The 26,272-nt window shown below is 28.4% G+C and carries 25 protein-coding genes and 1 tRNA gene; 9 read left to right on the top strand and 17 right to left on the bottom strand.

Annotated elements, in window-relative coordinates:
* Position 1: 1 nt before the first annotated feature.
* From dapE to ACTTBE_RS05105, 3 genes are read left to right on the top strand one after another with little or no spacing between them, the layout of a single operon-like run.
* Positions 2-1,159: a succinyl-diaminopimelate desuccinylase gene (dapE, locus tag ACTTBE_RS05095; RefSeq protein ID WP_440677449.1), complete on the top strand. Its 1,158-nt coding sequence runs from the start codon at positions 2-4 to the stop codon at positions 1,157-1,159.
* Positions 1,156-2,085 (top strand): histone deacetylase family protein, encoded by a 930-nt coding sequence (locus tag ACTTBE_RS05100; protein ID WP_440677450.1) that lies wholly within the window; start codon positions 1,156-1,158, stop codon positions 2,083-2,085. Before dapE ends, ACTTBE_RS05100 begins: the two co-directional genes overlap by 4 nt.
* A 31-nt stretch (positions 2,086-2,116) precedes the next feature.
* Complete coding sequence (locus ACTTBE_RS05105) at positions 2,117-2,608, top strand: SET domain-containing protein (protein ID WP_440633281.1); 492 nt, start codon at positions 2,117-2,119, stop codon at positions 2,606-2,608.
* Here ACTTBE_RS05105 and truA read toward each other — a convergent pair.
* From truA to ACTTBE_RS05130, 5 genes are read right to left on the bottom strand one after another with little or no spacing between them, the layout of a single operon-like run.
* Positions 2,588-3,328 carry a tRNA pseudouridine(38-40) synthase TruA gene (truA, locus tag ACTTBE_RS05110; protein WP_440633280.1) on the bottom strand — a complete coding sequence of 247 codons (741 nt, stop codon included), beginning with the start codon at positions 3,326-3,328 and terminating at the stop codon, positions 2,588-2,590. The genes ACTTBE_RS05105 and truA overlap by 21 nt on opposite strands.
* The gene (gene fmt / locus ACTTBE_RS05115; RefSeq protein ID WP_440677451.1) at positions 3,329-4,249 is read right to left on the bottom strand and encodes a methionyl-tRNA formyltransferase; all 921 of its coding nucleotides are present in this window, start codon (positions 4,247-4,249) and stop codon (positions 3,329-3,331) included.
* 3 nt (positions 4,250-4,252) lie between these two features.
* Complete coding sequence (gene def / locus ACTTBE_RS05120) at positions 4,253-4,771, bottom strand: peptide deformylase (RefSeq protein ID WP_440677452.1); 519 nt, start codon at positions 4,769-4,771, stop codon at positions 4,253-4,255.
* Positions 4,772-4,795: 24 nt separating this feature from the next.
* Complete coding sequence (locus ACTTBE_RS05125; protein WP_440677453.1) at positions 4,796-6,553, bottom strand: hypothetical protein; 1,758 nt, start codon at positions 6,551-6,553, stop codon at positions 4,796-4,798.
* Positions 6,528-6,710: a hypothetical protein gene (locus tag ACTTBE_RS05130; RefSeq protein WP_075505937.1), complete on the bottom strand. Its 183-nt coding sequence runs from the start codon at positions 6,708-6,710 to the stop codon at positions 6,528-6,530. Before ACTTBE_RS05130 ends, ACTTBE_RS05125 begins: the two co-directional genes overlap by 26 nt.
* A gap of 57 nt (positions 6,711-6,767) precedes the next feature.
* On the opposite strand from ACTTBE_RS05130, the gene ACTTBE_RS05135 reads away from it, so the two are divergent.
* On the top strand, positions 6,768-7,280 hold the full coding sequence (locus tag ACTTBE_RS05135) for a shikimate kinase (RefSeq protein WP_440677454.1): 513 nt from the start codon (positions 6,768-6,770) through the stop codon (positions 7,278-7,280).
* Positions 7,267-8,370, top strand: coding sequence for a 3-dehydroquinate synthase (gene aroB, locus ACTTBE_RS05140; protein WP_440677455.1), 1,104 nt, complete (start codon positions 7,267-7,269; stop codon positions 8,368-8,370). Before ACTTBE_RS05135 ends, aroB begins: the two co-directional genes overlap by 14 nt.
* Here the strand turns inward: aroB and ACTTBE_RS05145 are convergent.
* Positions 8,362-8,622 (bottom strand): BolA family protein, encoded by a 261-nt coding sequence (locus ACTTBE_RS05145; protein ID WP_440677456.1) that lies wholly within the window; start codon positions 8,620-8,622, stop codon positions 8,362-8,364. The genes aroB and ACTTBE_RS05145 overlap by 9 nt on opposite strands.
* 17 nt (positions 8,623-8,639) lie before the next feature.
* Here ACTTBE_RS05145 and ACTTBE_RS05150 point away from each other — a divergent pair, with 17 nt between their 5' ends.
* The 3 genes from ACTTBE_RS05150 to ACTTBE_RS05160 are packed head-to-tail and all read left to right on the top strand — an operon-like array spanning position 8,640 to position 11,931.
* Positions 8,640-9,173, top strand: coding sequence for a J domain-containing protein (locus tag ACTTBE_RS05150; protein ID WP_428079254.1), 534 nt, complete (start codon positions 8,640-8,642; stop codon positions 9,171-9,173).
* The gene (gene cobS / locus ACTTBE_RS05155) at positions 9,157-10,131 is read left to right on the top strand and encodes a cobaltochelatase subunit CobS (protein WP_440650635.1); all 975 of its coding nucleotides are present in this window, start codon (positions 9,157-9,159) and stop codon (positions 10,129-10,131) included. The genes ACTTBE_RS05150 and cobS overlap by 17 nt, the downstream gene beginning before the upstream one ends.
* Positions 10,132-11,931, top strand: coding sequence for a cobaltochelatase CobT-related protein (locus ACTTBE_RS05160; RefSeq protein WP_440677457.1), 1,800 nt, complete (start codon positions 10,132-10,134; stop codon positions 11,929-11,931).
* Here the strand turns inward: ACTTBE_RS05160 and ACTTBE_RS05165 are convergent.
* The 3 genes from ACTTBE_RS05165 to ACTTBE_RS05175 form a co-directional block, all read right to left on the bottom strand.
* Positions 11,928-13,208 carry an ActS/PrrB/RegB family redox-sensitive histidine kinase gene (locus ACTTBE_RS05165; RefSeq protein ID WP_440677458.1) on the bottom strand — a complete coding sequence of 427 codons (1,281 nt, stop codon included), beginning with the start codon at positions 13,206-13,208 and terminating at the stop codon, positions 11,928-11,930. The two genes, ACTTBE_RS05160 and ACTTBE_RS05165, sit on opposite strands and share 4 nt — an antisense overlap.
* Positions 13,209-13,210: 2 nt before the next feature.
* A complete protein-coding gene (locus tag ACTTBE_RS05170) occupies positions 13,211-15,280 on the bottom strand; it encodes an ATP-binding protein (RefSeq protein ID WP_440677459.1) in 2,070 nt (689 codons plus the stop codon).
* Between the two features lie 114 nt (positions 15,281-15,394).
* A tRNA-Ser gene (locus ACTTBE_RS05175) sits at positions 15,395-15,484 on the bottom strand.
* Positions 15,485-15,529: 45 nt separating this feature from the next.
* Between ACTTBE_RS05175 and ACTTBE_RS05180 the strand changes: the two genes are divergently transcribed.
* A complete protein-coding gene (locus tag ACTTBE_RS05180) occupies positions 15,530-16,669 on the top strand; it encodes a hypothetical protein (protein ID WP_440677460.1) in 1,140 nt (379 codons plus the stop codon).
* A 17-nt stretch (positions 16,670-16,686) separates the two neighbouring features.
* Here ACTTBE_RS05180 and lepA read toward each other — a convergent pair whose 3' ends face one another.
* The 8 genes from lepA to ACTTBE_RS05220 are packed head-to-tail and all read right to left on the bottom strand — an operon-like array spanning position 16,687 to position 26,250.
* Positions 16,687-18,495, bottom strand: coding sequence for a translation elongation factor 4 (gene lepA / locus ACTTBE_RS05185; protein ID WP_440677461.1), 1,809 nt, complete (start codon positions 18,493-18,495; stop codon positions 16,687-16,689).
* A 5-nt stretch (positions 18,496-18,500) separates the two neighbouring features.
* Positions 18,501-20,909, bottom strand: coding sequence for a phenylalanine--tRNA ligase subunit beta (gene pheT / locus ACTTBE_RS05190; RefSeq protein ID WP_440677462.1), 2,409 nt, complete (start codon positions 20,907-20,909; stop codon positions 18,501-18,503).
* Positions 20,906-21,973, bottom strand: coding sequence for a phenylalanine--tRNA ligase subunit alpha (gene pheS / locus ACTTBE_RS05195; protein WP_440677463.1), 1,068 nt, complete (start codon positions 21,971-21,973; stop codon positions 20,906-20,908). Before pheS ends, pheT begins: the two co-directional genes overlap by 4 nt.
* 40 nt (positions 21,974-22,013) lie before the next feature.
* Complete coding sequence (gene rplT / locus ACTTBE_RS05200) at positions 22,014-22,370, bottom strand: 50S ribosomal protein L20 (RefSeq protein ID WP_440633264.1); 357 nt, start codon at positions 22,368-22,370, stop codon at positions 22,014-22,016.
* Between the two features lie 2 nt (positions 22,371-22,372).
* Positions 22,373-22,579 (bottom strand): 50S ribosomal protein L35, encoded by a 207-nt coding sequence (gene rpmI, locus ACTTBE_RS05205; RefSeq protein ID WP_023854436.1) that lies wholly within the window; start codon positions 22,577-22,579, stop codon positions 22,373-22,375.
* 53 nt (positions 22,580-22,632) lie between these two features.
* On the bottom strand, positions 22,633-23,178 hold the full coding sequence (gene infC, locus ACTTBE_RS05210; RefSeq protein ID WP_075505925.1) for a translation initiation factor IF-3: 546 nt from the start codon (positions 23,176-23,178) through the stop codon (positions 22,633-22,635).
* Positions 23,179-25,095, bottom strand: coding sequence for a threonine--tRNA ligase (thrS, locus tag ACTTBE_RS05215; RefSeq protein WP_440677464.1), 1,917 nt, complete (start codon positions 25,093-25,095; stop codon positions 23,179-23,181).
* Complete coding sequence (locus ACTTBE_RS05220) at positions 25,096-26,250, bottom strand: glycosyltransferase family 4 protein (protein ID WP_440677465.1); 1,155 nt, start codon at positions 26,248-26,250, stop codon at positions 25,096-25,098.
* Positions 26,251-26,272: the final 22 nt, after the last annotated feature.

The raw sequence follows: 26,272 nt of genomic DNA on the forward strand, positions 1-26,272 counted from the left end.
AATGCAAACCATTAATGAATTACAATTAGCCAAAGAGCTAATTCGTTACCCGTCTATAACACCAATAGATGCTGGAGTAATGAAATTCTTAGAAAAACAATTAAGAAAAGTTGGTTTCAAAACTAAAATATTAGAGTTTAAAGAAAAAAACACTAAACCAGTAAAAAATCTTTATGCGAGACTTGGAAACAAAGGTCCAAATTTTTGCTACGCTGGTCACTTAGATGTTGTACCTGCTGGAAACTTAAAAGATTGGACAGTAAATCCTTTCAGACCCTCAATTAAAAAAGGACATTTAATTGGAAGAGGAGCAAATGACATGAAAAGCTCTATTGCAGCTTTTGTTTCTGCTGTCAGCATTTTTGTTAAAAATAACAAAGAATTTAATGGCTCTATAAGCTTACTAATTACAGGTGATGAAGAAGGAATTGCTATTAACGGTACAAAAAAAGTTGTTGAATACTTAAAAAAAAGAAAAGAGAAAATTAATTTTTGTTTAGTTGGAGAACCAACTAATCCAAATAAATTGGGAGAAATGATTAAAATTGGTCGAAGGGGAAGTATGACCGGCAGACTTTCAATTATAGGTGTTCAAGGTCATGTTGCTTATCCTCATAGAGCTAACAATCCATCAACTACTCTTGTTCAAATATTGAAAGAATTGAAGGAAATTAAATTTGATAAAGGAACAAAAGATTTTCAGCCAACAAACCTAGAAGTTACAAAAATAAATATTGATAATACTGCCGATAACGTAATTCCAGGTTTAGCTAATGCAACATTTAACATTAGGTTTAATAACAAACATTCATCGAATTCAATTAAAACAAAAATAAATAAAATATTGAAGAAAATTTGTAATAAAAATAAGTCAAATTACAAAATTGAATATAGTGTATCTGGTGAAGCTTTTTTTACTAAACCAAATCAAACTACATATATGATACAAGATATAATTAAAAAGATTACAAAAATTAAACCTGAACTCTCAACAACAGGAGGCACATCTGATGCAAGATTTATTAGAAAGATTGCTCCCTGTTTAGAATTTGGTTTGGTCGGAAAAACAATGCATAAAGTAGATGAAGCAGTTTCTTTAGGTGATTTAAAAAAATTAACTTTAATTTATTCAAATATTTTAAAGAATTATTTTAAGTGAAAACAGCTTTAATTACTTCTGATACATACAAAAATCACAATACAGGAGATGGACATCCTGAAAAAATAGATAGAGTTACAGCTGTTATTGATAACTTTAAAAGATTAGATAACAAAAATTTAATTTGGAAAAAGCCTTCCAAATTTGAAAAATCAATATTAATAAAAACTCACTCTTCTAAGTATATTGATCATGTCGATCAATCGTACCCTCAAAATGGATTTAATTTCTTAGATGGAGATACAGTTATCTCTCCTGGTAGTAAAGAAGCAACAAAAGATGCTGTTGGATCAATTATAGCAGCGATAGACGGTGTTGAAAAAAAAGAATTCAAAAATGCTTTTTGTGCAGTAAGACCTCCAGGCCATCACGCAGAAAAAGAGAAAGCAATGGGTTTTTGTATTTACAACAATGTTGCAGTTGGGGCTAATTATTTAATTGAAAAATATGGTTATAAAAAAATAGCTATAATTGATTTTGATGTCCACCATGGAAATGGGACACAAGATATTTTTTTCAATAATGAAAAAGTTTTATATATTTCCACTCATCAATTTCCATATTATCCAGGTTCAGGTTCAGAAAAAGAGATTGGAAAATTTAATAATATTTTAAATATTCCACTTGAAGCTGGAACAAGTGCTAGAGAATATTTAAATGCATATGAACTGGTATTAAAAAAATTAAATGAATTTAAACCAGAATTTCTTTTATTTTCTGCAGGTTTTGATGCTCATATTGATGATCCTTTGGCACAATTAAAACTTAATGCTGAAGATTATTATACAATTACAAAAAGAACTTTAGAAATTTCAAAATCATTTTGTAGAGGTAATGTAGTATCTATACTGGAAGGTGGATATGACTTAAAAGCACTACAAGATAGTACACAAAGACATGTTGATGCTTTAATAGAATTTAATTGATAATTCCCAATAAAAAACTAAATAAAACTCAATGAAATTATATAAAATTAAAAAATCTGATATCGATAAAAAAGGTAGAGGACTTTATGCTACTAAAGATATCAAAGAAGGTACAAAGATAATCGATTACGTTGGTAAACTAATTACAAAAAAACAAACTGAAGAGTCTGATAAATATGACAATAGTAAACCAATCTATTTATTTACTATCAACAAAAGGTATGATCTTGATGGAGATTTTTCATGGAATACTGCAGGATTAATTAATCATTCTTGTGACAATAATTGTGATTATGATGGTAAGGGTCTAAAAATTTGGGTTAAAGCAATTAGAGATATCAAAAAAGGTGAAGAATTTACCTGCGATTATGGTTTTGGTTATGATGAAAATTACAAACAATTTCCCTGTAAGTGTAAGTCAAAAAATTGTTGTGGGTACATTGTAAGAGCAGAGTCTAGATGGCGAATAAATAAAAAATTTGCCATGAGTAATAAAAAAAATCTAATAAAAAACTCTAGATAAAAATAATCCTGTAGGTGGTGCTGGAGGAGCACACAGTGACCTTTTTTTAGACTTTAGAGCTTTGTCAAATTTTTTTAAATCCCATTTCTTTTCACCTAAATATTTTAAACAACCAACCATAGATCGTACTTGCTGTTGAAGAAAAGATTGAGATTTAAAATGAATTTCTATTTTATCATTTAAAGATTTTAATTTTACAAAATCCATCGTTCTAATTGGACTCTTAGCATTGCAACTTGAAGCCCTAAATGTTGAGAAATCTTTAGTACCAACTAATTTTTTTGCACCTAATTTCATCAAATCTAAATCCAATTTTTTTCTTACATGCCAAACTTGATTTTTTTCAATCACAGGTGAACTTGTTCTATTTAAAATGAAGTATTTATAAACTCTCTTTTTTGCAGAAAATCTTGAGTGAAAGTTACTAGTTCTTTTTCTTATTTTAAGAATTGTAATATTTTCATTTTTTAAAAAGTGATTAATTGAGTTAATAAATTTATCTAAGTTCAATAATTTATTTTTTAAATCAAAATGTGCTGACTGCTCGATAGCATGAACACCAGCATCTGTTCTACCTGATCCAACTATGGTAATATTTTCTTTTAATAACTTTCTAATTTTGTCTTGAAGTATTCCTTGAATAGTTTTATTTTTTTTTTGAATTTGCCAACCTTTATAATTTGTGCCTAAATATTCTATCAAAAGCTGATATCTAAACATTTATATTTTTGAGCCTTTTTTTATCTGCGAACCTTGAATAAATTCACCAATATTTTGAGGTCTTTTCCCTTGCCTCTGAATTTCCTTAATAATTATTGATTGATTATTACCACAAGCAATTTCAAGATTATCACTCAATACTAACCCTGGATTTCCTTGAGCTCTTCCAACTTGAGCTTTTAGAATTTTATATCTTTCTCCATTAAACATAAAAAATGCTCCTGGTGATGGATATAAACCGTTTATCTTACCAATAATTTTTTCAGCATTTTCATCCCAGTTAATTTGACCTTCAGTTTTTTGAATTTTAGATGCATAGGTTGCATTCGAATGATCCTGCTCAATAAAATTTGCTTTACCATCTAAAATATCATCTACGTTATCTAAAATTTTTTCTGCTGCTAAGCTAGAAAGCTTTTCACTAATTTCTAACGCATTCAAATTTTCATTAAGTTGGATTTTATAATTATTACAAACTGGTCCTGTATCTAATTTTTCAGCAATTCTCATTATACTTATTCCAGTCTCCTGATCTAAATTCATAATTGACCTTTGAATTGGTGCGGCACCTCTCCATTTAGGCAGTAAAGATGCATGTATATTTATAAAACCTTTTTTAGTTAGGTTTAGAAATTTTTTAGGTATGATTTGTCCGTAAGCAACAACTATTGCTAAATCAGCATCTAAAGAATTTAAAAAATTATACTCCTCTTCATTATTTATAACTGGCGGCGTTCTATATTCCAAATTTAAAGTTTCAGAAATACCTTGTATTGGAGACTTATTAATTTTTTGTCCTCTTTTTGATTTTTGAGGTGGCTGTGTATAAACATAAGAAATATTATATCCATTTTGATATAAAGATTTTAAAATTGGTACAGCAAACATGGGTGTACCCATAAAAACTAACTTTTTTGACATTTTTTAAACTTCAGCTGTATTTGATTTTAATTTTGAAAGTTTCTTTATGATCATTGATTTTTTTAGTTTTGAGAGATAATCGATGAATAATATCCCTTCCAAATGATCCATTTCATGCTGTATACATGTTGCAAGTAATCCATCTGCCTTTAGCAACTGTTTCTTTCCATTGTAATCTAAATACTCTACTTCACATTTGCTTGGTCGATCAATTTCAGCAAATTGATTTGGCACAGATAAACACCCTTCTTCATAAGTTGCCTTAAGTGGATCTTTATTTTTTATTACTGGATTTACAAAGTATCTAGGCTCTTTTTTGTTTTCATCTTTGCTTATATCCATCACTATAATTCTTTTTGGTATACCAATCTGAATTGCTGCAAGACCAATACCATTAGCATCATACATTGTATCGAGCATATCTTTCATTAATTTTTGCTCTTCACTTCCAACGGATTCTACAGGTTTTGATACTTGTCGAAGTAATTTGTTTGGTTCTGTAATAATCGTTCTTATCGCCATAAAATTTGTATGTTATTATAATTTTTATACTTTTAAAGGAAGAACTTTCAGCAATAGCTTATTTCTAATTAAGTCAGCATTTATTTGATTTAAGGTATTCGAAATAAAATAAAGTCTTTTTTCATCAATATTTTCTATTTTGTCATTACCTATTATCTCAATTAAAGATAATAAAACTGTTCCAACTTCATTTGCTTCTATCAACTCAGCTAAATTTTCGTCTAATTCAAAAGGTTTTTGTGAATACAAACTTTCATACTCACTTGGTATTTCTACTCCATCTGATTTCAGACTTTCTATAAAAATTATATCTTTAATGGACAAAGTTTCATTACTAAAAATTATTCTATCAAGAAATTTTTTTAAATCTTCTTGTATTTCAGATTTTGAATAATCTCCTCTAAAATAATTTACCCACTTAGATTGATGTAAAATATTATTGTTGTATTGAATTTTTTTGAACTCTGAATTCTGATTTTTTGAATAGTTATTATAAAAACTTAAATAATCTGAAGGAACATTATCAACTTCAATTTCATTCAAAAAGTTATTGAGCTCTTTATCAAAAGCTAAACCAATTTTGTTATCCTCAAATAACTGCTTCAACAACTGTAAAAATTTCAATTTCAATTCTGGTTCACTCGTTAAAAGTGCTCTTTGATAAATTAATGCTCTGGCTTCTAACGGAGACAGCAACTTGTAAGTATCAGTTGCACTTAACAATTGATCAATATTAAATTGAAATTTTTTATAATATTCAAATAAGTCTTTTTCTGAGAAAATTTTATAATTTGCAGCTTTCTCAATAATTAAGATTTTATCTTGATCATTTATATCAACATTACTTAGATCTGGTAGTAAATTTGAATTTGATAGATATTTCCAAATTAATTTAGGCGTATTTTCATTGGGTTCAAATGAAAATTCTGGATTTGTTCTATGAGCTAAATGAAACTCAAATACTGAACTTTCAGAGACTTCTTTGGATGCTTCTTCAATATAACCAAACAGGTAATTCATTTTATTTTCAAAATACTCATCTTGAAAACCTAACTCTTTTTTAAGATCTAGAATTAATTGGGCTTCTTCATTTTTTCCATAATTTACTAAACAATATAAATTTAATTTAGATAAATATTCATCTTCAACTGGTTCTTTAATTTTTGTAAAAAATTCACAAGTCTTCTTTATATTTTTATCTGATAAATAGTTATCTAATAAGTGTCTGGTTAGTTTGGGATGAGAATTTACAATTTGATTATTAACCAAAAATTCTTCAATGAGTTCTAAATTAGAATTTTTGATTAACCAATCAGATTTAAATTTTAAAAATTCATTTTCAGTAATATTTTGATTAGGATAATGAGCGTTAGTTAATAATGAGACTTCCATAATTTCTAATGCATCATTAGAAAGATTAATTTTCTCTAAACTGTTAAATAAATTTTTTAACTTTTGACCATCAGAATTCGTCCACATATCAATAGTCAAACCGTGTTCTGCGGGATCGTATAATCCTACTATTTTGACTTCTTTTGATATTAAATTTTCATCTAATTCTATCGAGCCAGTATTTTTATCTGACTGCATATCAAAAACACTTATTTGATCATTATTATTTTCACCTTCGATAATAACTGCTTCCTCAACAGTTTCATTTTCTTTTTTTTCAAGATTCCATATATCAATTGGATTATCTTCTGCTTGAATAGGATTTAAAATAATTAGATAGCTTAAAAAAATAAAAAAGAATTTTTTATTTAACAATTTTAAAATTTTCATTAGGAATAATTTTTTCAATTTCCTTTTTAGGGGCAGGAAAATCAATTGAATTGAGAATTAAAACAACGCCAAGAACAATTACTAGTCCAAAAATAGATTTAACAACTAGTCCGATTATACTTTTTTTACCTGAACTTGTATTTTTGTTGAATTGCATATAACTTTAGTTAATTTCAAATTAAGACATATTTGTGTTTTTTCAATATTTAAACTTATGAAATCAAAAAAAAATCTAGTTTTTCTAGGTATGATGGGATCTGGTAAGAGTTCTATAGGCTCTTTAGTAGCAAAAAAATTTAAATTAAATTTTGTAGATGTAGATAAAGAAATAGAGAAAAATTTAAATACAACAATTCGAAAAATATTCGAAACAAAAGGAGAAGAGTATTTTAGAAAAATTGAGGAAAAAACTACACTTAAAAAGTTAAAACTTAGTTCTACAGTTGTCTCTCTTGGGGGAGGTGCTTTTGCAAATAAAAATATTAGAAATGAAGTATTAAAAAATCATTATTCATTTTGGTTAAATTGGAATGAAAAAATTTTAGTTGAAAGAATTAAAAATAGCAAAAAAAGACCTTTAACAATTAATGCTACAGATAATGATTTAATTGATTTAATTAAAAAACGAACTAACATTTATTCTAAAGCCTTATATGAAATCAAATGTGATAATCTTACAAAAAATGAAATAGTAAGAAAAATTAAAGAAATTTATGAAACCAATTAAATTAAAAATTGAAACAAAAACTCAAAAATATCCAATAATAATTGGATCAAATTTAATTACCAACCTATCAAAAATAATTAAGAATAATTCCTTAACATTCAATCAATGTCTTCTTGTAGTTGATAAAAATGTACCAAAAATATTTATCACTAAAATAAAAAATTCATTAAAAAAAAAGAAAATACATATATGTTTTTTTAATGCCAGCGAGGCCAATAAAAACTTTAATATTATTAATAAGATCTTAGAAATTTTATTAAATAAAAACTTTTCTAGAGATGACTGTATAATATCAATAGGTGGGGGCATTACAGGTGATGTAAGTGGTTTTGCATCTAGTATTTTTAAAAGAGGTATGAAATTTATAAACATACCAACAACGCTTTTATCCCAAGTTGACTCTTCAATTGGTGGTAAAACTGGCATAAATTCACATTATGGGAAAAACCTAATTGGTAGTTTTTATCAACCGAACCTAGTTATATCAGATGTTGATTTTCTTAAATCGTTGCCAAAAAGAGAGATTGTTTGTGGATATGGTGAAATTTTAAAACATTCTCTGATAAGAGATAAAAATTTCTTTAAATTTTTAAATAAGAATGTGAATAAAATTACCAAACTGAGTTCTCCATTTATTGAAAAAGCAATTTATGAAAGCTGTAAAATTAAAAAAAATGTAGTTGAAAAAGACGAGAAAGAAAAAAATTTAAGAAAAGTTTTAAATTTCGGACATACATTTGGCCATGCTTATGAAGCAAGCTTAAATTACAATAAGAAATTAAATCATGGTGAAGCAGTAATCCTAGGGATAAAGACAGCATTAAGTTTTAGTTTAAATTTAAAAATACTTAAAATAAGTGATTACAACCTAATATTAAATCATATCAATAATCTAAATCTATCAATATCTGTTAATAAATTTTTTAAAAAAAAAGATATAAATAAAATATTATTTTTCATGACAAAGGATAAAAAAAATAAATCTCAAAAAATTAATTTAGTACTTTTAAAAAAAATTGGCTCTCCACAAATTAATATTGAATATCCAAAACAAAGACTGAAAAAATTTTTTAATGATTACTTAAGATAATTGAATTTGAATTGAGTGAATAGTTTCTTTCAACTCTTTATCTAATATTTTATAAATTTTTTTATTGCTTTCAATTCTGTTCATATTTTTTAACTCATCAGAAACTATACTTAATTTTAAATGATATTTGCCTTCCTGATTACCTTTGTGATTTTTATGAAGAAAAGATTTATCTTCTATATCTATACTTTGAATATTTATTTGATCTGATAATTTTTTTTTTATAATTGCAATTAATTCATTTATATCCATATAGTAAATATTATATCATGAAAAATATTTGTGACTGGAATAATTGTAATGAAATTGGTGAATACAGAGCGCCAATTGAGAAGGATAATAGTAGGAAATATAGAATGCTTTGTCTGGAACATGTTAAAGAATTTAACAAAAACTGGAATTATTTTTCTGGGATGAGTGATAATCAAGTAATCAATTTTTTAAAGTCAGATATGACTTGGCATAAACCCACTCAAAATTTTAGTTCTTCAGATAATTTTTTTAAAGTGCTATGGAACACAACTTTAAAAGATGAATTTGATAAAGATAAATTCAATGGAGACTATAATCATATGCGTCAATTTAAATTTGATCATAAAGATATTAAAGCATTTGGAATATTGGGAATATCTGTGGGTTTAAAGTGGCAAAAAATACAAGAAAAATTCAAAGTGCTTGTTAAAAAATTTCACCCTGATATGAATGCCGGAAATAAAAAATACGAGGAAAAATTAAAACTGATAACTTTAGCTTACACACAGCTAAAAAACACTTATAGGGAAAAAATTGACTCCAAATCTTAACATCCAACCTGACATAAAAGTTTCTTTAAAACAATCTTTCGGAATAGATTCCGAAATGGAAGTGGATGCCTTTTCAAAAAGAAGTGAATATGTGCCTGAAATAGATAAAAATTATAAATTTGATAGAGATACTACTCTTGCAATCATTTCAGGATTTGCATTCAATAAAAGAGTATTGGTACAAGGATATCATGGTACTGGAAAATCAACACACATAGAGCAAATAGCTGCTAGATTAAACTGGCCTTGTATTCGAGTAAATTTAGACAGTCACGTAAGTAGAATAGATTTAATAGGTAAGGATGCAATTGTCCTTAAAGATGGAAAACAAGTAACACAGTTTAATGAGGGTATTCTTCCATGGTCAATTCAAAATCCAGTTGCTTTAGTATTTGACGAGTATGACGCTGGAAGACCCGATGTTATGTTCGTTATTCAAAGAGTGTTGGAGGCTGAAGGAAATTTCACACTACTAGATAAAAACAAAGTAATTAGTCAAAATAAGTATTTCAGGTTATTTGCTACATCTAATACCGTTGGGCTTGGTGATACTACTGGACTTTATCACGGGACACAGCAGATTAACCAGGGTCAAATGGATAGATGGAATATTGTAACAACATTAAACTATCTAAGCCTAGATAGAGAAATGGATATAGTTTTAGCAAAGAATAAAAATTTAAATAATGCTAAGGGAAAAGAAAAAGTTGCTAATATGATTAAAGTAGCATCATTAACTAGAAAAGGGTTTATTGCTGGAGATATATCAACTGTAATGAGTCCAAGAACAGTTCTTCATTGGGCTGAAAATTCTGAAATTTTTAAGGATACCGGATATGCATTTAGAGTAACCTTTTTAAATAAGTGCGATGATATTGAGAAAAATACAATCGCAGAATATTATCAAAGATGTTTTGGTGAAGAATTGCCTGAGTCTTTGATCAATATTCAAATTTAAATGAGCAATAAAGAAACAAATTTAAAAGAAAAATTTAGAATTGCTTTATCTTCAACAGCAAAAGTAATCTCAGACGATATTGATATAAACAATAAATCTTCTGAAGATAAAAAAATGAAAGATGTTTCATCTTTTGAAATAAATGATCTAACTAGTCCAAGTGATTTTATAAAATTAAGGGCTGAAACAGACTCTACAGCACTTAAAAAAAGGTTTTCTAATGAAAAAATTTATAGAAAAAATTTGCCTTCTAACACTTCTTCTAGATCTTTATATAATATAGCTGAAAAGATTAGATATGAGGCCCTTGGGGGCAAAATGTTGAAAGGAATTCAAAAAAATTTTTCTGAAAACTATTCACAAATAATTAATCGTAAAAGAAAAGATCAGCTTAAAACAAAAGAAGACGTTCCTGTTGCTGAAGCATTTGAGCTATATATGCTTAAAAATTTTCATAATATAGACCTAAATCCTTTAACATCTAGAATGCTTAATTTCTGGGAAAAAGATTTTGAGCAATCAATTAAGCAACATAAAGAGTTTTTATTAAATAATTTAGAAAATCAAAATACATACAGCTCTAAATTTTCTGAAATATTAGAAGAAATGGATATTTTTCAAAGCGATGAAGAAGATCAAGAAGAGGAAGAAAATCAAGATCAAGGTCAAGATAATCCCTCAAATGATGACCAAAATAAAGACAATGAAGATAGCAAAGATGAAAATAATGAGCAGCAAACTGAGGCTTCTGTTGATGCTGATTATAGTATAGACGAGTTTAATTTGGATGAGCAGTTGTCTGATGTTGATTCTGATGAACAAAACTCTGAGCAGGTAATTCAAAAAAAAATTGATAATGTAAATCTTGATTACAAAATATTTACAACACAATATGATGAGGTTGTTAAAGCTGAAAATCTAGAAAATGCAGATGAAGCTACCAAACTTAGGAAAAATTTAGATCAGCAGTTAATTGGTTTCCAAGATGTAATTACCAAGTTAGCTAATAAACTTCAAAGACAATTACTAGCAAAACAAAATAGAGCTTGGGAATTTGATTTAGAAGAAGGCTTACTTGATAGTTCAAAGTTGCCAAGAATAATAATGGATCCATATAACTCTTTGTCATTTAAAAAAGAAAAAGATCTAGACTTTAAAGACACAGTTGTAACTTTACTTATTGATAATTCTGGGTCTATGAGAGGAAGACCAATAACGATTGCTGCTATTTGTGCAGATATTTTGTCAAGGACACTCGAAAGATGTTCGGTCAAAGTAGAGATTTTAGGATTTACTACAAAAAACTGGAAAGGTGGACAGAGTAGAGAATTTTGGACTAAAAATTCAAAACCAAAGACACCTGGGAGACTTAACGACCTAAGACATATAATTTATAAAGGTGCTGATACACATTGGAGACAGGCAAAAAATAATTTAGGCCTGATGTTAAAAGAGGGTTTGTTAAAAGAAAATATTGATGGAGAAGCAATATCTTGGGCATACAACCGTATTAAAAAGAGAAAAGAAGAAAGAAAAATTTTAATGGTAATTTCTGATGGAGCTCCAGTTGATGACTCAACACTTTCAGTAAATTCAGGAGATTTTTTAGAAAAACATTTGAAGAAGATGGTTAAATTTATTGAGAATAAATCTGATATTGAAATTTTAGCTATTGGTATTGGCCACGATGTTTCGAGGTATTACAACAGAGCTATAAAAATTACTGATGTAAATGAGTTAGGAGATGTAATGATATCTCAACTTAGCTCTTTGTTCGAAACAAAGAAAAAATTTCATTAAATATTAAATAAATCTGCATTTCTCCATTTAATTATCACTTCAGCACCAGATCTTGTTTTGGAGTTTCTACAAATCACATTGGCAAAATTTTTTTCTAACAATGTTTTTCCTATAAACAAACCTAGACCAAGACCTGTTTTTGATTTATCTTGAGGATTATTTGATTTTAAATACGGTTCTCCTATTTTTGATAAAATATCTTTTGGATAGCCTGGACCATCATCCTCAATACTTATCTCGGTAATTTCACTATCACTCTTTAAATTTATGAAAATATTTTCATCAGAAAATTTATTAGCATTACCAAGGAAATTTCGTAGTCCATAGACAATTTCTATGGATTTAACTATTTTTTTGGAGTTAGAGTCTTGATCAAAATTAAAGATAAAGTTCTTTGTACTTATTTCTTTAAATGAATTTAAAATTTCATTTAAATAATCTCTAATTGAAATATCCTTATCAATGAATTGATCTTCTTCATCTGGATTTAATGTTAATTTTTTTAATATTTCATTACATCTTTCAACCTGACTAGATAATAAATTAATATCTTTTTCTAGGTCTTTATTACCCTCAAATTGTTTTAGTAATTCTTGGGTGATTATTTTTATGGTTGAAAGAGGTGTTCCTAACGAATGAGCAGCTGCAGCAGCTTGACCACCTAAGGACAATAGTTCATGTTCTTTGGCCATTACTTCTTCCATTTTCGTAAGAGCTTCTTTTCTTAACCTAGATTGAGTTCCAAATGTCATTGCAAAATAATTTAAAAAAACAAGAGCAACAATCAAAGCAATTGGAATAGAATAATAATAATAAGGGCTTACATGAAAATGATCGTTAAGTGGAGAGGGTAATTCTTTTGAATAAAAAGTTAAAAAAATAATTGAGAAAGCTGTTAACAATACAAGCAAAGTATTTGTTCTAAAACTTAAATTAGACGATGAAAATACACTTGGAATAATTATAAAAATAACAAATGGATTAAGAATTCCTCCTGACAAGTAAAGTAAAATAGCTAATTGCAAAATATCAATTACTAAAAAAATAAAAGCTGATCTATCTGATAATTGAGTTTTTCTGTAAATAAAAATTAAATAAAAATTACTTATGATACCAACCAATATAACTAAATTAGAAGTTATAAAATCAAATTTAAAATCTAAAACAAAGTATACAAAATTGACTGCAATTAACTGTCCAATTATACCAATCCATCTTAAGGTAATATAAGTAGATTTTTTGAATGAATTGTGTTTTGAAGTTTCAAAAAACTTCATTTTTAAATATCAAGATTTTTTACATTGATAGCATTTGAGACTATGAAATCTTTTCTTAACGCAACATCACTTCCCATTAGTGTATGGATAAGACTTTGATCTTTTTTAAGATCTTTAGAGTACTGTACTTGAAGCAAATTTCTAGTTTCGGGGTCTAAAGTTGTATTCCACAACTCTTCTGGATTCATTTCACCAAGACCCTTGAACCTTTGTATGTTCATTTTTGATTTTTCTAAATCTAAAGCATTTAAATAATCTTTTGACCCTCTTTTCAATTTCTTTAATTCCTTGTTATTATTTACAATATAATCCTCTAATTCTTTTTCATCTTTAATATAAATCCCTCTTGAACCTTTATTAATTTTAAACAATGGTGGTTGAGCTAAGTAAACATGACCATTTTCAATTAATTTATTAAATGGTTTGTTATTAAAAAAAGTTAACAACAATGCTCTTATGTGAGAACCATCAACATCGGCATCAGTCATTATAATTATTTTACCATATCTTAGATCTTTTAAATCTATTTCCTGAGATTTAGGATCAAGTCCGAGTGCATTAATTAATGTTACTATCTCATTTGAAGATATCATTTTTGCAAGAGCCTTTGTTCTTACATCTGAACCGTTACCATTACCGTTGCCGTTACCATTCTTTTTTAAATTCATATCCTCGACATAAGTGTTTAAAATTTTACCTCTTAAGGGCAAAACAGCTTGATTTGCTCTATTTCTTCCTTGTTTAGCGGAACCACCTGCTGAATCTCCCTCAACTATAAACAATTCCGTACCCTCTTGTTTTCCTATCTGACAATCAGCTAATTTTCCTGGTAATCCACTTAATTCAAGTGCTCCTTTTCTTCTTACATTTTCTCTAGCTTTTCTTGCAACATCTCTAGCCATAGCTGCTTGAATTACTTTAGCCAAAACTATTTTGGCAATTGATGGATTTTGATCAAACCAAATTGATAATTTTTCATTTACCAAAGTTTCAACAATCATTCTTACCTCAGACGAAACTAGTTTATCTTTCGTTTGTGAAGAAAACTTAGGATCAGGGATTTTAGTTGAAAGCACACACGTTAAGCCTTCTTTAATATCATCTCCTGAAATAGCTAATTTATTTTTTTTTAATAAATTATTTTCATTTGCATATTTATTTACTACTCTTGTAAGAGCACTTCTAAAACCTAATAAATGTGTTCCACCATCTTTTTGATAAATATTATTTGTGTATGGAAATATATCTTCTACATAACCAGCATTCCATTTTAAGGAACACTCTATTTCAATATTATTCTTTTTTCCTTCAATATAAATTGGTTTTCGAAATAAATCATTACCATTTTTATTTTGTAATTTTTCTCTTTTCTCGTCTAAAAAGTCTACAAACTCTAAAACACCACCATCAAATTTAAATTCAGATGTCTTTTCTTTTTTTTGACTAGCGTCAGTAAAAATTATTTTTATGCCTTTGTTTAAAAATGCCAACTCTCTCATCCTTTTAATTAAAATATTTGCACTAAATTTAATTGATGAGAATATATCTTTTGAAGGTAAGAATGTTATTTGAGTTCCTGTATTTTTAGATTTTCCAACTACTTTAAGAGGGGATTTTGCTTCACCATTTTTAAATTCTATAAAATGTTTCTTTCCATCTCTATTTATTTCTAATTCCAGTTTTTCCGACAATGCATTAACAACTGAAACACCAACACCATGTAGTCCACCAGAAACTTTATATGAGTCATGATCGAACTTACCGCCAGCATGAAGTTGAGTCATAATTACCTCGGCTGCAGATTTTTTTTCCCCTTTGTGCATGTCAACAGGGATACCTCTTCCATCATCATTTACAGTAATTGTCCCATTAGAATTAATTTTTACATTAATATTTTTACAATGACCTGCTAATGCCTCATCTATCGAGTTATCTACAACTTCATAAACCATATGATGTAAACCGGTACCATCATCAGTATCCCCTATATACATCCCTGGTCTTTTTCTGACTGCTTCAAGACCTTTTAAAACCTTAATGGAGTCAGCTTGATATGTGTTTTTATTTGTCATTTTTTAAATTTTGGAAAAGAATAATTATAACATTTTTTTAAAAAAATGCTGATTAATCTCAACAAGATAAAGATAAAATGTTCAAATTATTGTTGAAAAACTTAATAAATTTTATGGCGGAGAGAATGGGATTCGAACCCATGAAAGGATTGCTCCTTTACACGCTTTCCAAGCGTGCGCCTTCAACCACTCGGCCACCTCTCCATTATTAATTGCTAATTTAATATATTATAATTAAACAATAACAACATGAACTTCAAAGAATATAAAGCAAGCTTAGTTTTTAGAAAATATAGTGACGGTAAAATTTTATTAAGATTTATTGAATATAAAATTAAAAATTTTTTTTTAGCTATATTAGCAACACTTAATATTTTTAAGTTTAATTCTAAAAAAATTATAGATCTAGGCTCTTTTAGGGATAATAGCTATATAAATTATTTTTTATTCTCATTGAAAGATGAATATTCGTTTACTTACAATAATGATGAAAATGCAAAAAAATTATTAAGAAGGATTGGTTTTTTTAACTTCTTCAAATTCACAACATCAAATTTATTTTTCAAAAATAAAAAAAAAATTAAAATAAGTATGTATCCAAATATGAAAAATGACAAAATTCTAATTGATACAAATTATTTTAATTATTTTTATGATACCAAAAATAATAAAACAAATCATATTGTTATGCCTTATTTTATGTATCCAAGAATCTATAATTCATTTTATAAAAAAATTAATATTTTAAAGAAACCTAATTTTAATATACGAATTTATTTTTCTGGGTCTATTAATGAAGAAGGCTACAAAAACTTTTATTGGAAAAAAGAGCCCAAAAAATTTCCTGATAGAATAAAAATTATTAATTTAATAAAGAAAGAATTTGAGTCTGAAATTTATTTTATAAATTCAAAAAAAGATTTAAAAAACTCTGAATTTTTAAAAAAAAAAATTATTTTTTGTTTACATGAAAATGTAATCAAGAAAACAACATATAAATTAAATTTTAAAGAAAACTTAAACTTATTAAGTTTATCATGTTTCAATCTAAACTGCCCTGGTGTAGTTATGCCATTAAGTCACCATTTAATTGAAGGCATTAAAGTTGGATCAATACCAATAACAAGTTGTAATAATTTGATATTACCTAATTTGAATAACGAGAATTCTTTGATTTATTCTAATTTAGATGAGCTTAGAAATAAAATTCATGAAGCATTAAATATGAAAAAAGATGAGATTATTTTTAAAAGATCAAAAGTACAAGAGTTTTATAACCTGAACTTATCTCCTGAAAGCTTTAAGAGGAATTTTAATAAGATTGCATTTGATAATAAATCTAAAATTATATGCTGTGATGACCATAGAAGTGTTGAAGGAATAATTTAAAATATAATTTTTAATATTTATTTTTCCTTACTAATTTTTAGTACACCGATGAAAGCTTCTTGAGGAATTTCAACTCTTCCAAATTGTTTTGATCTAGCTTTACCTTTTTTCTGTTTTTCTAAAAGTTTTCTTTTTCTATCTGTAGCTCCACCACCATGAATTTTTGTTAAAACGTCTTTTTTAAACCCTTTGATAGTTTCCCTAGCAATAATTTTTCCTCCTATTGCAGCTTGAACAGGAATCATAAAATTATGTCTTGGAATAAGATCTTTAAGTTTTTCACAAACTTCTCTCCCAGTTTTTTGTGCAAAATCTTTATGTATCATCATAGCTAAAGCATCAACAGGTTCACCATTTACTAAAATACCAAGTTTTACTAGATCACCTTCTCTATGCTCAATTATTTCGTAATCAAAACTTGCATATCCACTTGTCATTGACTTAAGTCTATCGTTGAAATCAAACACAACTTCATTTAAGGGAAGTTCATAATTTACCACTGCTCTACTTCCAGAATAACTAAGGTTGGTCTGTACTCCTCTTTTATCCTGACACATTTTAATTATTGAACCTAAGTACTGATCTGGAGTAATAATAGTTGCTTTGATCCAAGGTTCTTCAATATATTTTATTAATGTTGGATCAGGTAAGCTTGATGGATTTTGTAAATCTATAGTATCACCATTATTTAAATAAACTTTATAAACTACACCAGGAGTTGTTGTTAATAAATTAACATCAAATTCTCTCTCAAGTCTTTCCGTTACGATCTCTAGATGAAGCAAGCCTAAAAAACCACATCTAAATCCTAACCCTAAAGCTGAAGATGACTCTGGTTCAAAAGAAAAGCTAGCATCATTTAATTGTAACTTTGCTAAACCATCTTTTAATTTTTGAAACTCTGAGCTATCTACAGGAAATAATCCACAAAATACTACAGGTTTACTTGGTTTAAAACCTGGTAAAGCTTCTTTTAATGGTTTTGTTGCGTCACAAATTGTATCTCCAACTTTTGTTTCAGATAACACTTTTATACCTGTTGTTATAAAACCTATCTCTCCTGTTTTTAATTCAGTAATATCAACTGGCTTTGGAGTAAAAACACCAACTTTTTCAACTATATATTCTTGATTTGTCGACATCATTTTGATCTTCATATGTTTTGAAAGCTTCCCGTCTATAACTCTAACTAAAATGACAACACCTAGATAAGTATCATACCAACTGTCTACTAATAAACATTTCAAATCTGATGAACTGTCTCCTTTTGGTGCTGGTAAAGTTGTTATAATTTGCTCTAAGATATCTCCTATTCCCTCACCAGTTTTTCCAGAACAAGGAATAGCATTCTCAGTATCTATCCCAATAACTTCCTCGATTTGTTTTTTTGTTCTTTCTAAATCAGAAGCTGGTAAATCTACTTTATTTAAAACTGGGACAATTTCATGATTTGTATCTAATGCTTGGTAGACGTTTGCTAAAGTTTGAGCCTCAACTCCTTGTGTGCTATCTACAATCAAAATTGAACCTTCACACGCATATAACGATCTACTTACCTCATAGCTAAAATCTACATGGCCTGGAGTATCTATAATATTTAAAATATATTCTTTTCCATCTTTAGCTTTGTAATTTAGCTTTACTGTTTGAGCTTTAATGGTGATACCTCTCTCTCGTTCAATATCCATTGAATCTAAAACTTGAGCTTTCATCTCTCTTTCTGTTAGCCCCCCACAACTATGAATTATTCTATCTGCAATAGTAGATTTTCCATGATCAATGTGTGCGATGATTGCAAAATTTCTTATATTATCGATTGAACTCATTGGCTTTAGGATCGAATTTTAGCGCCAGTTTTATTTTCGACTGTTTCTATAATTGACTTATTTATTTGATCTAAATCCGCTTCTTTAAGAGTTTTTTCTTGAGATTGAATTGTAACACTAATCGCAATTGATTTTTGATTTTCAGGAATATTATCGCCCTCATAAACATCAAAAACTTTAATGTTAGAAATCAAATTTTTATCAACATTTGATACAACATTTACCAAATCTTGGACCTTAATTTTCTTATCAACTATAAAAGCAAAATCTCTTTCTGACTTTTGATAATCTGAAACAGAATATTTTGTTTTTTGATCTTTCAATGATTTTTTTGGTAATTTTAAATTATCAAGAAATATTTCAAAACCTACTAAAGACTCGGTTTTCATATCTATTTGCTTAATGATATTTGGATGAATTTCACCAAAGTATGCAGCCACACTTTCTTTGCCTCTGTTCAAAAATAATCTTCCTGATTTACCTGGATGATAATAATCAGGAGTTTCGTCATCAATAAAAAATTTTTCTGCATCGTAACCTGCTTCAACTAAGGTTTGAACTACATCTTTTTTAATATCAAAAACATCGACATTTCTTTCTTTTTCCAACCAAGAAAGACGAGATTTTTTTCCAGCTGATAAACCACAGACTACTATATTTTGTTCACCAGGATGTTTTCCAAAAAATGTTGGTCCTATTTCAAAAATAGATAAATCTTTAAATCCTCTATCTATATTTTTGCTCATATACATAATTAAATTTGAAAATATTGAATTTCTTAAAACTCCTAATTCTGAACTTATAGGGTTTACAATTTTTAATTCATTATTTTGTCCTTTGAAATGATCATTATATTTTGCATCAGTAAAAGACCAAGTAATTGCCTCCAAATAACCCTTTGAGGCAACAGATCTTTGCAAGAAATGAAATAATTTTTGAGTTTGTGTTAAAGTAGATTTTTTTCTCTCTTTGATTGGTTCTTCTATTTTGATTTTATCATATCCAACTATTCTTACCAATTCCTCAACTACATCTATTTCCTGAGTGATATCTGGTCTCCAAGATGGGATAGTTAATTTAAAAACTTTTTTATCTTTTTTACTCGTAAAACCTAGGTTATCTAAAATTTTTAACATATCTTTCGTTAAAATTTTAAAACCTGTTACTTTTTCAAATGAATTTGGATCAAATTTAATTATTGGATTTTTAAATGTACTAATTTTTTGGATATCAATCTTACTAATTTCGCCACCACAAATTTTTTTAATTAAAAGAGCTGCTTTGTTTAAACCTTCTTCAATTGATAATTGGTCTATTCCTCTTTCAAATCTAAATTTTGCATCTGTATCAATATTTAATCTTTTTGCTGTTCTTCTAATTGATCTTGGATCAAAATAAGCTGACTCGATTAAAACGTTTTGTGTATCCATTTCTGTTCCAGATCTTGTACCTCCGATGATACCACCAAGTCCTAACACACCCTTATCATCACTAATTACACACATATTATCTTCAAGTTTATAGGTTTTGTTATCTAAAGCTGTGAACTCTTCACCAGATTTTGAGTTTCTAACAATTATACCTTTTTCAATTTTATCAGCATCATATGCGTGTAATGGGCGATTAATATCAATCATTACATAATTTGTAATATCAACAATTGCCGAAATAGGTTTTTGACCTATAGAAATTAATTTGTCCTTTAACCACTTTGGACTTTCAGTATTTTTTACATTTGTTACCAAACAGCTTCCAAAAGAAAAACATCCTTGATTTTTTTCGTTTGTAATTATTACTTTAATTGTTTGAGATTTTTTCGATTTTATTTTTTGTTCTTTAATCTGTTTTAATTTACCAAAGCCTGAAGCTGCTAAATCTCTAGCTATCCCTCTAACACCAAGACAGTCCGGTCTGTTGGGTGTGATTGATAAATCAATCAAATTAGAACTAGATTGAGTAAAAAAACTTTTTCCAATACTATTGTTGTATTTCGAAGATGAAAGCTCAGTAATTCCATCACTTTCTTCAGACAAATTGAGTTCTGACTCAGAACAAAGCATACCATAAGATGTAACATCTCTAATTTTTGCTATAACTAATTTAGTTTTATTTTTTGGAATAACCGCACCTGGAGGAGCATAAACAGTAATTAGACCTTCTCTAGCATTTGGTGCACCACATACGACCTTCTTAATCTCTTTTTCACCTACATCAACATCACAAACTTTTAAACGGTCTGCATTAGGATGTTTTTCAGTTTTTAAAATTTTTGCTACTTTGAATAAATCTAAACCTTCAGATAAATTTTCAACACTTTCAACTTCAAGTCCAATATCAGTTAATTTTTCAAGTAACTTCTCTTCCTTAGCACTTACAGATAAATGATCTTTTAACCAATCAAATGTTATCTTCATCGACTTAGACCTCTATAATTTGTAGGAACATCAAGAGGATCAAATCCAAAATGATTTAACCATCTGTAATCACAGTCAAAGAAAGCTCTTAAATCATTAATACCATATTTTAGCATAGCTAACCTGTCTATACCTATGCCAAATGCATATCCTTGGTATTTATCAGGATCAACTTTAACATTTTTTAAAACATTTGGATGAACCATTCCACATCCTAAGATTTCAAGCCACTGATCCCCTTCTCCTATAACAATTTTACCATCTTTAATTTCGTAACCAATATCTACTTCTGCAGATGGTTCTGTAAAAGGGAAATGACTTGGTCTAAATCTCATTTTGATTTTTTCCACTTCAAAGAACTCTTTAATAAAATAATTTAAGCATCCCTTTAAATGACCCATATTAATATTTTTATCTATATGAAGACCCTCAACCTGATGGAACATTGGCGCATGTGTTTGATCACTATCTGATCTATATGTTCTACCTGGAGCAATAATTTTAAACGGAGGCTTGTCTTTTAACATTGTTCTAATTTGAACTGGTGAAGTATGCGTTCTTAACAAAACTTCCTTATTTTCGTCCAAATAAAAAGTGTCGTGCATATCACGAGCCGGATGATTATCTGGAGTATTTAGTGCAGTAAAATTATTATATTCATTTTCTACATCTGGTCCTTCTTCAACACTAAAACCTATTTCTGAAAATATAGATGAAATTTCATCTATAGTTTGAGATACAGGATGAATTTTTCCTCTAACAAAAGGTCTTCCAGGTAAAGTTATATCAACTTTTTCTTTTTCAAGTTTTTGATTAACTTCTTTTGTTTCTATTTCTTTAATCTTTTCCGTAATTAAAGATTGCAGTTCATCTTTTATTTTATTCAAGTCTGCTGCAAAAGTTTTTCTATCAGATTCTGGTATTGATCCTACAGTTTTGAATAAAGATGAAATTTGACCATTTTTTCCAAATAACTCTGTTTTGATTGAATTGATTTTATCTAAGCTTAGTTCATTTTTAAGCTTTGATACAAATTGATCTCTAATATTTTTTATGTCTGACATATTAGTAGATTATTTCCTTAAGAAATAAAAACAATAGAGATTAATTTAAAGCGGATTGAGCTTTTTGTACAATTGTTTTAAATGCCTCTGGACTATCGTAAGCAATTTCAGCTAAAATTTTTCTATCTATTGCAACACCACATTTACTTAAACCATTAATGAATTTTGAATAAGTCATACCCTCTGCTCTTACACCAGCATTAATTCTTTGTATCCATAATGATTTGAAATCTCTTTTTTTATTTCTTCTATCTCTGTAAGCATACTGCATGGATTTCTCCATTGCTTGTTTGGCAACTCTGATAGTATTCTTTCTTCTGCCCCACTGACCTTTTACGGCTTTCAAAACTTTTTTATGTTTTGCTTTACTTGTTACGCCTCTTTTAACTCTTGCCATTGTTACCCTCTTAAACTGTAAGGCATGTATGATTTAACAATTTTGCCGTCTTGTTTAGACAAAGTTGTAGTGCCTCTTAATTTTCTAATTTGTGAATTCGTTCGTTTAATCATACCGTGTCTTTTACCTGCTTGAGCAGATATAACTTTACCCTTAGCTGATATTTTAAATCTTTTTTTTGCTGAGCTTTTTGTTTTTAATTTTGGCATAATTCTGCGGACTTATACAAAGAATGTTGAAATTTTACAACCTCTATTAAGGCCTATAAAGGTTGAATTACCATGATCATTTGCTTCCCATCAAATTTGGGTTGCAACTCTACTCTACCAATATCCTTCATATCCTCTTTAATTTTACCCATCAGTTCATTACCTAAATGAGAGTGTTGGAGTTCTCGCCCTTTAAATCTGATAGTAAATTTAACTTTATCTCCTTTGGAAATAAATTTTTTTGCATTTTTGACCTTAAATTCATAATCATGAGTTTCGGTTACAGGCCTCATTTTAATTTCTTTTAATGAAATTATTTTTTGTTTCTTTTTTGCAAGGTTTGCTTTTTTTTGTGCATCATATTTATACTTTCCCATGTCCATGATTTTACAAACAGGTGGGTTTGCATTAGGCGCAATTTCAATTAAATCCAAACCTTGGTTTTTTGCCATTGATATAGCTTCATTGGTGCTTATCACTCCAAGATTTTCACCATCACTTGCAATAACTTGAACGTCAGGTGAAGATATTCGGTTATTAGACCTTGGGCCTCTATCCTTTGTTCTTCTTTGAAAGTAGTTTTGTTTGAAATCTGCCACTTAGTTTGATGATGCTTTATTTAAAGCAGAGAAAGTTTTTAAAAATGAATCTATATCCATATTTTCTTGTTTGTTAGAGTCTAACCTTCTAATCGTTACTGAATTGGAGTCAACTTCTTTTTTACCACAAATTAATAAAAGAGGTATTTTTGTTAAAGAATGATCTCTAATTTTATAGTTTAAATTATTATTTTTAGTATCAACTGCAGAACTTATACCTGCATCTTTAATTTTTTTTGAAACTTCTATTGCATAATCATTAAATTCTTCTGAAATTGGAATTACCATAGTTTGTAAAGGTGAAATCCAAAAAGGAAACTTACCAGCATAATTTTCAATTAATATTCCAATAAATCTTTCTAAAGAACCAAAGAGCGCTCTATGAAGCATTACAGGAACTTTTTTCGTTCCGTCTTTATCAACGTATGATGCATCTAATCTTCCAGGTAAATTTAAATCAACTTGTAAAGTTCCACATTGCCAATCTCTTCCGATAGCATCTCTTAAAACAAATTCAATTTTTGGTCCGTAGAAAGCACCTTCGCCTTTATTAATACTATACTCTAATTTAGAAGCTTTAACTGCCTCAAGAAGTGAAGCTTCTGCCTTATCCCAAACCTCATCATCTCCAACTCTAACCTCCGGTCGATCAGCATATTTTAAAATCACATTTTCAAAACCAAGATCTTTATAAATATCTAATATTAAATTTGTTACATTTAAACACTCACTCGTAATTTGATCTTCCGCACAAAAAATATGCGCATCATCTTGAGTAAAAGCTCTTACTCTAAGCAAACCATGTAAAGCACCCGATGGTTCGTAACGATGAACCTTACCAAATTCTGTTATACGTAATGGAAGATCTCTATAACTTTTCAATCCTTGATTAAATACTTGTATATGACCAGGACAATTCATTGGTTTTATTGCAAACACTTTCTCATCAGGAGTTTCTGATGTGTACATATTTTCTCCATACTTTTCCCAATGACCAGATTTTTCCCACAATTGTCGGTCTAAAATTTCAGGTGTATTTACCTCTTTGTATCCAGCAGCATCCTGTCTGCTTCTCATATAATTAATTAATTTTTGAAATAATGCCCACCCTCTCTCATGCCAAAAAACTGAGCCTGGACTTTCTTCTCTAAAATGAAACAAGTCCATTTCTTTTCCTAATTTTCTATGATCTCTTTTTTCTGCTTCTTCTATTCTTTTTAGATGCTCATCTAAATCTTTTTGAGAAGCCCAGCTTGTACCATAAATTCTTTGTAACATTTCATTGTTTGAATCACCTCTCCAATAAGCTCCTGAAACTTTCATTAATTTAAAGTATTTTCCAATTTTACCTGTTGAAGAAAGATGAGGCCCTCTACAAAGATCGTGCCAATCTCCATGAAAATAAATTGAAACATCTTCATTCTCTGGTATTGCTTCAATTAACTCAGCTTTATAGATTTCACCTTTTTTTTTAAAATGATCTATGGCTTTATTTCTGTCCCAAACTTCCCTTTTTGTAATCTCATCTCGATCAACAATTTCTTTCATTTTATTTTCAATCTTCGTTAAATCATCTTCTGTAAAAGGATCTTTTCTAGCAAAATCATAATAAAATCCATTTTCAATTACAGGGCCAATCGTAACTTGTGTTCCTGGAAACAATTCTTGTACTGCCATTGCTAATATGTGAGCAGTATCATGTCTAATGGTTTCTAGACCCTCAGGATTTTTAGATGTAAAAATTTTTACAGAACAATCTTTCTCAATTAAATGTTCTAAATCTTTCAACTCGCCATCTACGCTTATTACCATTGCTTGTTTAGCTAATGATTTGCTAATTTTTTCTGCTACTTCTAATCCAGTAACTTTATTTGGGAAATCAATGTTATTTCCATCAGGTAATGTAATTATAGGCATTTAATTTATTAATCTTTTATACTCTGAATAAGTAGAAAAGCACATTTTTTCAACATTAAATTTTTGAACTATATTTTTTCTTCCTTCAATACCAATTAATTTTAATTGAGTTTCGTCAATTGTAAGAGTTTTTAAAATTTTCTGACTTAAAGACTTTGCGTCACCCGCTTTAAATAAATAGCCTGTTTTTTCATCAATGACAGTTTCATTAGAACCACCAATATTACTCGCAATAATTGGTTTCTCCATAGATTGGGCCTCCACAGAAACTCTACCAAAAGCTTCTGGTTCAATAGAAGCTGAAATAATTATATCAGAAACTTTGTAAGCTAATGCCATATCTTTACAGTGATCGATAAATCTTAGTTGTTTAGTCAACCTATACTGTTCTGAAAGCCTTATCAGTTTTTTTTTATACAAATCTCTTCCCTGATCACTTCCAAGGATAACAGCATAAAATGCCTCATAACCTAATTCAATATTTACCAGATTAATTGCTTCAATAAATACTTCTTGTCCCTTCCATGTAGTTAATCTACCAGGCAAAAGTATAATCTTTTTATCTTTTTCTATTTCCCATTGTTTTAATAATTTTTTCTCTTCAGTTTCAAGTTTTGTGGTAGGGTCAAAATAATCAACATTAATTCCTCTAAATACTACTAATAATTTTTTTTTTTGATTTAAGTAATTTGAATAATTTTCTTTGATGTGCGAAAAAATAAAGTTTGATCCTGCAATAATTAAGTCAGATCTAACCATTACTGAATTATATAATTTTTTCAAATTACTTTTAAAATTATAAGTTCCATGAAATGTAGTCACAAACTTTCTGCTTGTTATCTTGGAGGCTATTAAACAAGACCATGCAGGCGCTCTACTTCTGGCGTGTATAATCGAAATATTATTAAATAAAATAATAAAAGTTAAAATTATCGCATTAATTAAAATTAATATTGGGTTTTTACTTTGAACTGGTAGTCTAAAAACTTTTACTTTATTTTTATCTACAAACTTAAGTAACTCACCACCACTAGTAACTATAAATGATTTGCAACCGTTTTCTGGCAAATAGTGAGCAATATCATAACAACCAGTCTCTGCACCACCATATCCAAGTTTTGGGATTACTTGCAAAACTTTTAAATTAGATGACATTTGATATGATTATATATTAATT

The organism is Candidatus Pelagibacter sp. HIMB1587, assembly GCF_052047775.1.
GTDB lineage: Bacteria > Pseudomonadota > Alphaproteobacteria > Pelagibacterales > Pelagibacteraceae > Pelagibacter.